We start from the raw sequence: 11,800 nt of genomic DNA, 5'->3' as shown, positions 1-11,800 counted from the left end.
GTGTGCCCTCACTCCGGCTTTGGACCGTGGGCCGCCGTCATGGGCCATCCTTGGCCCAGGACGGCTAACCCGGCGTCCTGCCGGGTTACCCACGCTCCAAAGCCTGCGTTCGGCCAGCGTGGTTTAACGGGGCCTGATAGATCAAAAGCAACGTCAAAAGCAGGGCAACAGCAAGATCAAAAGCAGTTGGATTTAGTGCGTATCCACCAGCCCCAATTCCCGCGCTTGCGCAATCGGATCGCTGATGGCTTTGATGCGGTTGGCTTCCGTGATCAGGCGTGCGCGCTCAGCCGCCGGAATATCGTCCAGCGGCAAGCTGGCCACTCGTTGTTCGTATCCCGCCAATACCAGCACCAGCAGCTCATTACGCTGATGCCGTGGCAACGCGCGGGGCGATTGGGTGACGGGGGCGATGGTGTCCAAGGCCTGCTGCGCCTGGCCGCCAAGGGCGTAGGCCAGGGCCAGGTTGCAGCGGCTGTCGAGGTCGTCGGGTTGCAGGCCCAGGCTTTTGGCGAACGCGGTTTGTGCCGCGACGGCCTGGCCGTTCAACACCTGGGCAATGCCCAGTCGGGTGTAGGCGACCGGCGACTGGCTGGCCTCGGCGGCCTGGCCCAGGGCGGTCACGGCGCGTTGGCTTTTGCCAAGGCGCAGTTGCGCGGTGCCCAGTCCCAGCAGGGCGTCGGCGTTGTGCGCTTGAAGGCCGAGGGCCTGTTGGAAGGCGCGTTCGGCACCGAGCGCGTCGTTGCCGTCGAGCCGCGCCTGGCCGAGTTTGAGCCACAAGTCGATGCTTGCGCCCGGTTGCTGGGCCGCACGTTCGTACAGCGCCGCCGCGCTGGCGTAGTCGCCGCGTTTGTTCAGGTCGTCGGCCAGCTTCAGCGAGCGGTCGGAATCGCTCGGCGCAGTATTGGAACAGGCAGCCAGCAACAGGCTGCCGGCAAGCAAAAAGTGTTTGGTCATCGTCACAACTCGTTGGGCGAAGGCGGACGTCATGTAAGCATATTTTCCATGGCGCTCCTATGTCTGTCGGTGCTGTTGGGGGCCTCGATCGCCCACGCCGACGACGAGCCTGAATGGTTCACCAAACCCTACGCCTATGTGCTGGTGGACCAGGACGTGCGCGCCGCCCTCGAAGAGTTCGGCCACAACCTCGATATCCCGCTGGTGCTCTCCGACAAGGTCCGCGGCAAGGCCCGCAGCACCGTGCGTGCAGCCACCGCCGGGGAGTTTTTGCAGATGCTGTGCAGCACCAATGGCCTGACCTGGTATTTCGACGGCAACCTGCTGTACCTCAATGCCAGCGATGAAATCACCACCAGGCTGTTCAAGGCCAGCGCCCTGAACCTGGATCAGTTGCAGGCCTATCTGAACAACCTCGATGTGTTCGGCCAGCAGTTATCGATGCGTAACGGCCCCGAGGGCGATGAAGTCTTCGTCTCCGGGCCGCCGCCGTACCTGGCGCTGGTCCAGCAGCATGTGGATCACCTGCAGCCCAAGGCCGCCGCGCCGGTGGTGGCGCGCGAGCACGGCGTGCGGGTGTTTCGCGGCGCCCAGGTGAGCACTGAAACCCCTTGATTCACCCCAACCCCAGTAAAGGAGCATGACCATGTCCGTAACCGCCGTAGACAGCAACCTCGCCCCCGGTGGCGCCAGCCCTGAAGCCAAGTTCAACGCCGCGGTGGACAACGCCAAGAGCGCCGATAAACCGGAGATGACCGACGCCGAATTCACCGATGCCCTGATCACCCAGGCGGTCACCATCGGCGGCCAATTCATCATCATGCCCAAGGCCCAGGAAATGCTGAATGACGCCATGTCCGATGACGACGAAGAGTAGGGCGCACCCATGACCATCAGTCTCGCTGCCAGCGCCACGGCCTTGCCGCCGTCCGCCGGCGCGGGGCCCGCCGGGGCCTCGCAGAATCTGTTCGAGCACATGGCCAATACGGCCAAGGGCATGCCCGAGGGCGCCAGCCCCCATCAGATCGGCTCGGGGCTGATGGAGCGCCTGAACAGTTTTATCGACCGCTCCCGGACCTTTTCCGAGCGCGCCGATTTGCTCACCAATAACCCCTCGGCGCCGCCGCAAGTGGCCGCTGCGGATATCCGCACCTCGGGTGCCTCGCCCACCGCAGAACCGGGCAAGAAAGTCGCCGAGCAGCAGGTCGACCAGATCGTCCATTCACTGGGCAAGATGTTCGACTACTCCATCGAAACCCAGATGGTGGTGCGCGGTGCGACGCAGATTTCCGGTTCCGCCAACACGCTGCTCAAGGGTCAATAACGCCATGCCAAGCCCGAATCGTGCCCTGCGCCTGCTGCTGATCGGCGTGCTCGCCAGCCTCTTGCAGGCCTGCGACATGGACCTCTACACCAACCTCAGCGAGCGCGACGCCAACGCCATGGTCGCGGTGCTGCTGCGCGACGGCATCCCGGCGACGCGCAAGGTGCAGGACAACGGCCAGTTGAAAGTGGTGGTCGACGAACAGCGCTTCGCCGAGGCCATGACCCTGCTGGACAACGCCGGCCTGCCGCAGCAGAGCTTTTCCAACATGGGCGAGGTGTTCAAGGGCAATGGCCTGGTGTCGTCGCCGGTGCAGGAGCGGGCGCAGATGATCTATGCCTTGAGCGAAGAACTGTCCCACTCGGTGTCGCAGATCGACGGCATCGTCTCGGCGCGGGTGCACGTGGTGCTGCCGGACAATGACCTGCTCAAGCGGGTGATTTCGCCGTCGTCAGCCTCGGTGCTGGTGCGCTACGACCCGGGTACAGACATCAATACGCTGATCCCGCAGATCAAGACCCTGGTGGCCAACGGCATTTCCGGCCTGAGCTACGACGGTGTGTCGGTGACCGCGATCAAGGCCGCGGTGTCCATCAGCCAGAACCCGACGCAACCGCGACTCGCGCGTTTCATGGGCCTGTGGCTGTTGGAAGACAACCTCAACCAGGCGCGGTTGCTGTTCGGTGGCTTGCTGCTGCTCGCCCTCGGCGCGGGTGGTGTGTTGGCCCGCCAGCAATGGGCCCGGCGCCAGGCCCAGGCGTTGTATGTGCTCAAGGAGGGTGAATGAGCCTGGTTGAGCGTTGGCAGGGGCTGATCGCCCAGCCGTTGCAGTTTGTGCGCGAGCAAAGCCTTGGCGAGTGTTTTGGCGAAGGCCTGCCGGTCGAGGTGCTGCAAGCCCTGCATGGGCAGCCGCGTTTTCGCTCGCGGCTGGAGCAACTGCTGGCCAGCCATTATCAGCTGGCGCCGCTGGCGCATCTGGTCACGCCGCCCGCCGCTGATTTGCCGGTGCTGCTGCTGAGCCCGGCGCAATTTGCGCGTCTGCCCAGGCTGTGTGGTGCGATCTGGCATGGCTCGACCCTGAGCCGGGAGATCCGCCGCGAAGTGGTGAATGAATTGCGCGAGGGCCTTGGCCAGGAAGCCTTTGCCCTGGCCCTCGCGCACCGGCAGTTGGGCGGCGCGGCCGACCTGCTGCGCGAGCCCGCCGAGTTGATCGACGCCATCGACCGCGATGGCCTCACCTGTGTCGCCGCCTGGCTGCAAGCCCAGCCTGCCGAGTTGCAAGGCTGGCTGCCCCTGCGGTTTGTCGCGCCCAAGGGCTACAGCGGGCGCTTGCCCCGCGACCTGGAGATCGTCCAGACCGTCGCCGCCCGGTTACTCGCCGAGGAGCTTGCCCATGAGTGAATTACCCAGCCGTCCGGCCGCGCGGATTTTGCACGCCGATGAAGCGGCGTTATGGACCGATGGCTTTGCCTTTGTGCAAGCCGCCAGGGCGCACGCCGAGCAGATCAAGGCCGACAGCGACCAATGGCTGCACACCGCCCGCGCCGAGGGTTTTGAAAGTGCGCGCCGCGAAGGTGCCGAACAGGTTGCACAGTTGCTGCTGGAAACCCAGGCCCAGGTCCAGCATTACCTGGCCGGGCTTGAGGCGTCGCTGGCGGACCTGGCCCTGGGCATCGTGCGTGAAGTACTCGGCGAACTGGACGACACCGACCGCGTGGTGCGTTGTACACGCCAGGCCCTGAGCGCGTTTCGCCAGGGCCAGGTCTTGACGTTGTGGGTGCCGCCCGCCGACGTGAATGCCCTGCGCCCACAGTTGCTCAAGGACGGCATCGCCGTAGAGGCCGATGCACAACTGGGCGCCGGCCAGGCCCGCCTGAGCAGCCCGGCGGGTTCGGTTGAGCTGGGGCTGGAGGCGCAACTGCAAAGCCTGCGCCGCAGCCTGTTGCCCTTTGCCGAAGAGGGCGTGGCATGAACCTCGATCAACTGCTGCCGCGCCTGACCGAGCGGCTGTCCCAGGCCCGCTTGCGTCCGATGCAGGGCACGGTGCTGAGCATTCGCGGGGTGTTGCTGCGGGCCAGCGTGGCGGGCGCGAGCATCGGTGAGCTATGCCACCTGCGCGACCCGGTCAGTGGCCGCAGCCTCAGCGCCGAAGTGATCGGTTTTGATGGCGACGAAGCGATCCTGTCGCCCATCGGTTCCATGGAAGGCCTGTCGACCCGCACGCAAATCATTGCCACCGGCGAAAGCCTGGGTGTGGCCGTGGGCGATGCGCAATTGGGGCGAGTGATCAGCCCCATGGGCGAGTTTCTCGACGGTGACGGTGTACCGCCAACCCTGAACCTGCAGACCTACCCCTTGCATGCCGAGCCACCGGCACCGTTCTCCCGCCAATTGATCGTGCGCTCCATGGCGTTGGGCATCCGCTCCATCGACGGCTTGCTGACCCTCGCCCAGGGCCAGCGCATGGGCATCTTCGGCGAGCCCGGGGTGGGCAAATCCTCGTTGTTGGCGAGCATCATCCGCAACAGCGAGGCCGATGTGATTGTCATCGGTTTGATCGGCGAGCGGGGCAGGGAAGTGCGCGAACTGCTGGACGTGCAACTGGACGCCACGGCCCGCGCACGCACCGTTGCTGTCGTCGCCACCTCCGACCGCCCGGCCGCCGAGCGGGTGCGCGCGGCATTTGTCGCCACCACCCTGGCCGAGTACCACCGCGATCAGGGCCGCAATGTACTGCTGTTGATGGACAGCCTCACGCGGTTCGCCCGCGCCCAGCGCGAAATCGGCCTGGCCGTGGGTGAACCGCCGACCCGCCGCGGTTATCCGCCGTCGTTTTTTGCCACCTTGCCCAAGTTGCTCGAGCGCGCCGGCCCGGGCCCTGCCGGCAGCATCACCGCGCTGTACACCGTGCTCACCGAAGGTGACGCCGCCAGCGATCCGGTGGCGGAGGAAGCGCGTTCGATCCTCGACGGGCATATCGCCCTCAGCGCCGAACTGGCGCAGCGCAACTTTTTCCCGGCGGTGGACGTGCTGCGCAGCCGCAGCCGCTTGATGGAGCAGGTCGCCGGTGACGAACACAAGCGCCTGGCGATGCGCATCCGTGAATTGATGGCGCGCTACGGCGAGATCGAAATGCTGATCCGTGTCGGCGAGTACTCCGCCGGCAGCGACCCCCTGGCCGACGAAGCGATCACCCGCCATGGGGCAATCGAAGCCTTCCTGCGCCAGAACGCCGACGAACCCAGCAGCCCCGAACAGACCTTGATCCGCATGCGCCAGGTGCTGGCATGAGCCCGAAAGCGCAGCAAGCTCCAGTGTGGGAGCTGTCGAGCTTCAGCGAGGCTGCGATGGCGTCAGCACAGCCAACATCAATGTTGCCTGACCCACCGCTATCGCAGCCTCGCCGGGGCTCGACAGCTCCCACATTCGATCTTCATGCACTCAGTGAGTGCGCTGTTGGTATGACGATGGAGAAAAGAACCGATGAAGACTGAACAACTGCGCACCCTGCAAACCCTGCGGGTGCTGCGCGAACAGCGGGCGGCGAGCCAGTTGGCGGCGCAACAGCAACGCTGCGCGCAAACCCGCGGCGCCTTGACCGACGCCAAGGAACAACTGCGCCTGCACCGTGAGGCCGTTGCCCATGAAGCCGGCGAGATTTACGCCTCGCTGACCGAAGGCCTGTCGGTGGCCAGTTGGCAGGCCGCCCAGGATCGCCTGCGGGGCTTGGCCGACGATGAGCAGGTGCTTGAAGGCGACGTCAGCCACGTGTCCAGTACCCTGCAAACCCAGGAGCGCGAGCGTGAGCTGTTTCGCCAGGAGCGCCTGAGCCGCCAGCGCCAGTCTGATGCCTGGCAAAGCCTGCTGGACGGGCGTGAAAGCAGCGAACGGGTGGCCGGCGAGCTACGTGAAGAACAAGGACTCGGCACATGATCGTGGCCCTTGCCGACCCGTTGGCGCCCTGGCTTGAGCACTACGACCCGGCACTGCTCACGCTGCATAACCAATTGCACCGCCGGCGGCATGCGTGGCAGGGCCGCTGCGCCGGGCAGGATCTGAGCGTCGCCTGGGCCGCCGATCCCCAGCCGCTGAAAACACCCCGGGATGTGTTGCTGTTGCTCGGCCAGTCACCGGTGCGCTTGCGACTCTCGGCTGCCGCCCTGGAACAAGTACTGGTGCCGCTGGCGTTGCAGTTCGACGCGCAAGTGCTGCCGGCATTACCGCGTTCGCTGCTGCTGGAACTGGCCGTGCTGGACCTGATCGAGCGCCTCGAACCGTTGCTCGGCCACCCCGTGCAACTGCTCGAAACCAGTGACGACCTGCGGCCTTATGCAGTGCATCTGGCACTGACATTGACCTTCGGCAACAACCCGCCAATGGCCGCCCAACTGGACTTGAGTGAAAGCGCTGCAGTCCTGGTGGGCCAGTTGCTGGACCAGCACGGCCAGATCGACGCCGACCCGTTGCCGGCGTTGCGCCACACGCTGTCGGTAGTGGCCGGGCGGCAATGGTTGAGCCTCGGCGAGCTGCGCAGCCTGCAGCCCGGCGATGTGCTGATGCTCGAACCTGGCAGCGGCTGGCTGCTGGACCTTGAGGGCCGCCTGCAAGCCCGCTGCCAGCGCGACGGCTCGTCGCTGCAGGTGCAGGAACCTCTGAACACGCCCCTTTTGGACATGGAGAACACAATGACTGACGTCGATGCCGCCGCGGCCCTGGACGATTTGCCCCTCAAGCTGGTGTGCCAGGTCGGCAGCCTGGAACTGACCCTGGCGCAACTGCGGGAACTGGGGGCGGGCAGCCTGCTGCAACTGAATACGCCGACCGTGGATGGCGTCGACCTGATGGTCAACGGCCGTCGCGTCGGCCAGGGCCAACTGGTGAAAATCGGTGACGGCCTGGGCGTGCGCCTGCTGAGTTTCGCCACCCCATGACCGGTTATCAGCCGAACCTGATCGAGATCATCCTGGTGGTTGCCACCATCGGGTTGATCCCGTTGGCGGTGGTGACCCTCACCGGCTTCATGAAAATCTCGGTGGTGCTGTTCCTGATCCGCAACGCCCTGGGCGTGCAGCAGACGCCGCCGAACCTGGTGCTGTACGGCATCGCGCTGATTCTCTCGGTGTACGTCACCACGCCGTTGATTGGCGACATGTACCGCCAGGTAGAGGGCCGCGACCTGAATATCGAGCACGTCGAGCAACTCAAGGACCTCGGCGACGCCCTGCGCCCGCCGCTACAGGCGCACCTGGCACGGTTTGCCAACGAGTCCGAGCGCGGCTTTTTTGTGCAGGCCACCGAGACCATCTGGTCGCCGGAAGCCCGTGCCGACCTGCGGGATGACGACCTGGTGGTGCTGATCCCGGCGTTTGTCAGTTCGGAGCTGACCCGGGCCTTCGAGATCGGGTTCCTGCTGTACATCCCGTTCCTGGTGGTGGACTTGCTGGTGTCCAACGTGCTGATGGCGATGGGCATGTCGATGGTCTCGCCGAACCTGATTTCGATCCCGCTGAAAATCTTCCTGTTCGTGTCATTGAGCGGCTGGTCGCGCCTGATGCACGGTTTGATTCTGAGTTACGGCTGAGGCACGACCCATGGGCCAGGACGTTTTCCTGTCATTGATGAAACAGGCACTGATGACCGTGCTGATGCTCTCCGCGCCTGCGCTGGGGGTGGCGATCATCGTGGGTTTGAGCGTGGGCCTGTTCCAGGCGCTGACCCAGATCCAGGACCAGACCCTGCCCCAGGTGGTGAAGCTGGTGGCGGTATTGTTGACTATCGTGTTTCTCGGCCCGGTGCTGGCCGGGCAAGTGGCGGAACTCGGCAGCCAGGTGCTGGACAATTTTCCCTTGTGGACGCGCTGACCGCCCATGGATGCCAGCCTTACCGCACAGTTTCTCGAAGTCGCCTACCCGGTGATCAGCTCGGCCTCGCTGGCGGCCTGCCGGGCCATGGGCGTGGTGGTGATCACCCCGGCGTTCAACCGCCTCGGGCTCACCGGAATGATTCGCGGCTGCGTGGCCGTGGCGATTTCGATCCCGATGTTCATGCCGGTGTTCGACGCCATGACCTCGATGCCCAACCACGGCAGCCTGTTTATCGCCGGGTTGCTGATCAAGGAATTCCTGATCGGCATCCTGATCGGCCTGTTGTTCGGCATTCCGTTCTGGGCGGCGGAAGTGGCGGGGGAGTTGATCGACCTGCAGCGCGGTTCGACCATGGCGCAACTGGTGGACCCGTTGTCCACCGGGGAGTCGAGTGTGATGTCCACCTTGCTGACGGTGATGTTGATCACGCTGTTCTTCATGTCCGGCGGTTTTATCCTGATGGTCGACGGTTATTACCACAGCTACCAGCTGTGGCCGGTGACCGCGTTTACCCCGGTGTTTGCCAGCTCGGCGTTGCTGGCGGTGCTGTCGATTCTCGACCAGATCATGCGGGTCGGGGTGCTGATGGTGTCGCCGCTGATCATCTCGCTGCTGGTCACTGATTTGATGCTGGCGTACCTGTCGCGGATGGCGCCGAACCTGCATATTTTCGACCTGTCGTTGCCGGTGAAAAACCTGTTTTTCTCGATCCTGATGGTGATCTACATTGGCTTCCTGATTCCGTTGATGCTGGACCAGTTGGCGGAATTTCGCGGCACGGTGGAGCTGCTGAAAACCCTGGCGGGCATGGAGTAGCGCATGGGCGATACCAGCGAAGAGAAGTCCCAGCCGGCCACGGATAAAAAACTCAAGGACGCGCGAAAGAAAGGCCAGGTCGCCAAGAGCCAGGACCTGGTCTCGGGCATGGTCATCCTGTTCTGCACCCTGTGCATTTCCATCCTCGCGCCCCGGGCCCAGGCCCAGGTCACGGCGCTGATCGACCTCACTGCGCAGATCTACATCGAACCCTTCGCCACGGTTTGGCCACGGGTGCTGGACCATGCCGAGCAACTGGTGATCGGCATCACCCTGCCGGTGATGGCGGTGACCACCGGGGTGGTGATCCTGACCAATATCATCACCATGCGCGGCTTTGTGTTTTCCGTGGAGCCAATCAAGCCGGAGTTCAAGCGTATCAACCCGGCGGAAGGCTTCAAGAAGCTGTTTGCCCTGCGCAACTTTGTGGAATTCATCAAGGGCCTGATCAAGGTGCATGTGCTGGCTGTGGCGTTCTACGTGGTGGGGCGGCATGCGTTGCAGGCGTTGATGGAGTCGTCGCGGTGTGGCGCGGGGTGTATCGAGTCGACGTTTTTCCTGGTGCTCAAGCCGCTGGTGTTTACCGTACTCGCGGCCTTCATCCTGGTGGGCGGGGTGGATGTGTTGATGCAACGCTGGCTGTTCGGCCGCGACATGAAAATGACCCGCAGCGAGACCAAGCGCGAGCGCAAGGACATTGACGGCGACCCGTTGATCAAGAGCGAACGGCGACGCCAGCGCCAGGAGATGCAGGCGCTGGCCACCAAGCTGGGGTTGGGCCGGGCGTCGATGATGATCGGCACCACCGATGGCTGGGTGATAGGCGTGCGTTATGTGCGTGGTGAAACGCCGGTGCCGGTGGTGGTGTGCCGCGCTTCGCCGGAGGAAGCGTTGGGGATGTTGCAGGAGGCGTTTGATTTAGGGATACCGCAAGCGCCGGACAAGGGCTTGGCGGAAGCGATTGCGCGCAAGACGGTGCCGGGGGATCCGGTGCCGGATGCTTCGTTCCAGGCGGTGGCGGACTGGTTGGTGGCGGCGCGGTTGATCTGACGATCTTGAGCCGAACACCGATCAAAATGTGGGAGCGGGCTTGCTCGCGAAGGCGGTGTGTCAGTCACTGAAAATGTTCCGACTGACCCACCGCCTTCGCGAGCAAGCCCGCTCCCACATGGGTTTTGCGGTGTTAGCTGTGTTAGTTACAGGTCCTTCAGAATATCCGCCATGTCGTCGGCGTGTTCTTCTTCCTGGGCCAGGATGTCTTCGAAGATCCGGCGAGTGGTCGGGTCTTTGTCACCGATGTACTGGATGATTTCGCGATAGCTGTCTACCGCGATGCGCTCGGCCACCAGGTCTTCGTAGACCATCTCCTTCAGCGTATTGCCGGCCACGTACTGCGCGTGGGAATTCTTCGACAGCAGGTCGGGGTTGAACTCCGGCTCGCCACCCAACTGCACGATACGCTCGGCCAACTTGTCGGCGTGTTCGGCTTCCTGGGTGGCGTGCTCGAGGAACTCCTCGGCGGCGACATGCGCCTTGACGCCATTGGCCATGAAGTAGTGGCGCTTGTAGCGCAGCACGCACACCAGCTCGGTGGCCAGCGATTCGTTGAGCAGACGCAGGATTTCCTGGCGGTCGGCGTCATAACCTTCGGTCACGGCACCGTTTTCGACGTTCTTGCGGGCGCGGTCACGTAAAGTGGCTACGTCAGACAAATGTGAGTCAGTCATCTCATTCTCCTGGTACTAATCCGGTTTTGCGCCACGCTCTGCCGGCGTGATCGCTCCAAGTTGTGAGTCCCAGGCAACGCAAAAAGTTTTATCGGATTTTACAGAGCGTGCCCCGACAGCCGCGCTTCCTCCTGCAACCACTCAAAAAACGCCCGGACCGGCGGGTGCCGTTCCCGTCCCGGTACGCACAGGGCGCTGTAGCCGGCGCCGTTGACGCGGACCTGTGGCCGGTAAGGCACCAGCAACCCGCTGGCGACGCTTTCCGAGACCAGGATATTGCTCGCCAGCACCAGGCCCTGGCCGGCGATGGCCGCTTGCAGGGCGTAGTGTTCTTCGTCGTATTCGCGCAGCGGCGAAGCGGATTGCAACCAGTCTTCGCCGGCCTTTTCGCACCATGCCTGCCAGCCCAGGGCGTACAGCCTGGAGTTGTGCCAGCGCACGCTGATCAGGGTCGGGGTGCGCTCGCGCGCCAGGGCGACTTGTTCGGGGGAGCCATACACGGCGAAACATTCGTCGAACAGGCACAAACCGTAGAGGTTCGTGTAGTCGTCGATGCTGTAGCGGATCACCAGGTCGACGCTGGCATCCTGCTGTAAATCGACGACGGCGCAGTTGGTGTCCAGGCGCAGGCTGATATCCGGATGGGCGGCATAGAAGCGCCCGAGTCGCGGCACCAGCCACAGAGCGGCAAACGCCGGCGTAGTGGAGAGCGTGAGATTGCCGGCGCTGCGTTGCGGGCGCAGGGTGTCGACGCTTTGCGCGACGTCCAGCAAGGCGCCGTGCAGGCTGTGGAACAGGCGCTCGCCGCGTTCCGTCAGGCGCACCTGGCGCGGCAGGCGCTCGAACAGCGGTACGCCGAGCCAGGTTTCCAGGGAGCGAATCTGATGGGACACCGCCGTCGGCGTGACCGACAACTCCTGGGCGGCGGCCTTGAAGCTCAACAGGCGCGAGGCCGATTCAAAGGCGCGCAGGGCGGTCAGGGGCAGCGAAGCAAACATGTGTGGCTCCATTGGTGAATTCAGTTCATCCAAAACAACTATTGCTCATTTGTGAGGGTGGCCGCTCGGCTCTAGATTTATGCGCAACAGAGGCAGCCATTCAGGTTGCCTGAG

The 11,800-nt window shown here is 64.0% G+C and carries 16 protein-coding genes; 13 read left to right on the top strand and 3 right to left on the bottom strand.

All coding sequences use genetic code 11. The annotated features are described in order from the left end of the window. Nucleotides 1–192: 192 nt before the first annotated feature. Nucleotides 193–957, bottom strand: coding sequence for a tetratricopeptide repeat protein (locus tag HX869_RS15900; RefSeq protein ID WP_178903315.1), 765 nt, complete (start codon nt 955–957; stop codon nt 193–195). Nucleotides 958–1,005: 48 nt separating this feature from the next. On the opposite strand from HX869_RS15900, the gene HX869_RS15895 reads away from it, so the two are divergent. From HX869_RS15895 to HX869_RS15835, 13 genes are all read left to right on the top strand, one after another. Next, entirely contained in the window at nt 1,006–1,572 is a 567-nt protein-coding gene (locus HX869_RS15895) for a type III secretion protein (RefSeq protein WP_178903314.1), read from the top strand. A gap of 31 nt (nt 1,573–1,603) precedes the next feature. Next, nucleotides 1,604–1,834 (top strand): hypothetical protein, encoded by a 231-nt coding sequence (locus tag HX869_RS15890; RefSeq protein ID WP_003208330.1) that lies wholly within the window; start codon nt 1,604–1,606, stop codon nt 1,832–1,834. Nucleotides 1,835–1,843: 9 nt separating this feature from the next. Continuing rightward, nucleotides 1,844–2,281, top strand: coding sequence for a hypothetical protein (locus HX869_RS15885; protein ID WP_003208328.1), 438 nt, complete (start codon nt 1,844–1,846; stop codon nt 2,279–2,281). A gap of 4 nt (nt 2,282–2,285) precedes the next feature. Then, nucleotides 2,286–3,068, top strand: coding sequence for a type III secretion system inner membrane ring lipoprotein SctJ (sctJ, locus tag HX869_RS15880; RefSeq protein ID WP_178903313.1), 783 nt, complete (start codon nt 2,286–2,288; stop codon nt 3,066–3,068). Further along, nucleotides 3,065–3,682, top strand: a complete 618-nt coding sequence (locus HX869_RS15875) for a hypothetical protein (protein WP_003208324.1) — start codon at nt 3,065–3,067, stop codon at nt 3,680–3,682. The genes sctJ and HX869_RS15875 overlap by 4 nt, the downstream gene beginning before the upstream one ends. Beyond that, nucleotides 3,675–4,253, top strand: coding sequence for a FliH/SctL family protein (locus HX869_RS15870; protein ID WP_178903312.1), 579 nt, complete (start codon nt 3,675–3,677; stop codon nt 4,251–4,253). The genes HX869_RS15875 and HX869_RS15870 overlap by 8 nt, the downstream gene beginning before the upstream one ends. Beyond that, complete coding sequence (locus HX869_RS15865; RefSeq protein WP_178903311.1) at nt 4,250–5,572, top strand: FliI/YscN family ATPase; 1,323 nt, start codon at nt 4,250–4,252, stop codon at nt 5,570–5,572. The genes HX869_RS15870 and HX869_RS15865 overlap by 4 nt, the downstream gene beginning before the upstream one ends. Before the next feature lie 192 nt (nt 5,573–5,764). Continuing rightward, the gene (locus HX869_RS15860; RefSeq protein WP_102606212.1) at nt 5,765–6,214 is read left to right on the top strand and encodes a hypothetical protein; all 450 of its coding nucleotides are present in this window, start codon (nt 5,765–5,767) and stop codon (nt 6,212–6,214) included. Next, entirely contained in the window at nt 6,211–7,212 is a 1,002-nt protein-coding gene (gene sctQ, locus HX869_RS15855; RefSeq protein ID WP_008433160.1) for a type III secretion system cytoplasmic ring protein SctQ, read from the top strand. Before HX869_RS15860 ends, sctQ begins: the two co-directional genes overlap by 4 nt. Then, nucleotides 7,209–7,862: a type III secretion system export apparatus subunit SctR gene (sctR, locus tag HX869_RS15850; protein WP_003208316.1), complete on the top strand. Its 654-nt coding sequence runs from the start codon at nt 7,209–7,211 to the stop codon at nt 7,860–7,862. The genes sctQ and sctR overlap by 4 nt, the downstream gene beginning before the upstream one ends. Before the next feature lie 10 nt (nt 7,863–7,872). Continuing rightward, on the top strand, nt 7,873–8,142 hold the full coding sequence (sctS, locus tag HX869_RS15845) for a type III secretion system export apparatus subunit SctS (RefSeq protein WP_003208314.1): 270 nt from the start codon (nt 7,873–7,875) through the stop codon (nt 8,140–8,142). 6 nt (nt 8,143–8,148) lie between these two features. Then, entirely contained in the window at nt 8,149–8,961 is an 813-nt protein-coding gene (gene sctT, locus HX869_RS15840; RefSeq protein WP_003208312.1) for a type III secretion system export apparatus subunit SctT, read from the top strand. A gap of 3 nt (nt 8,962–8,964) precedes the next feature. Beyond that, nucleotides 8,965–10,011 carry an EscU/YscU/HrcU family type III secretion system export apparatus switch protein gene (locus HX869_RS15835; RefSeq protein WP_003208311.1) on the top strand — a complete coding sequence of 349 codons (1,047 nt, stop codon included), beginning with the start codon at nt 8,965–8,967 and terminating at the stop codon, nt 10,009–10,011. A 146-nt stretch (nt 10,012–10,157) separates the two neighbouring features. Here HX869_RS15835 and HX869_RS15830 read toward each other — a convergent pair whose 3' ends face one another. Both HX869_RS15830 and HX869_RS15825 read right to left on the bottom strand, forming a co-directional pair. Beyond that, the gene (locus HX869_RS15830; protein WP_003217418.1) at nt 10,158–10,688 is read right to left on the bottom strand and encodes a bacterioferritin; all 531 of its coding nucleotides are present in this window, start codon (nt 10,686–10,688) and stop codon (nt 10,158–10,160) included. Nucleotides 10,689–10,786: 98 nt separating this feature from the next. Then, nucleotides 10,787–11,698 carry a LysR substrate-binding domain-containing protein gene (locus HX869_RS15825; protein ID WP_085984661.1) on the bottom strand — a complete coding sequence of 304 codons (912 nt, stop codon included), beginning with the start codon at nt 11,696–11,698 and terminating at the stop codon, nt 10,787–10,789. Between the last annotated feature and the right edge of the window lie 102 nt (nt 11,699–11,800).

Origin of the sequence: Pseudomonas sp. P7779 (assembly GCF_013386315.1) — a bacterium.
In the GTDB taxonomy this organism is placed as follows: domain Bacteria; phylum Pseudomonadota; class Gammaproteobacteria; order Pseudomonadales; family Pseudomonadaceae; genus Aquipseudomonas.
The sequence above is the reverse complement of the archived record's forward strand: the minus strand, read 5'-3'. Positions and strand labels throughout refer to the sequence as shown.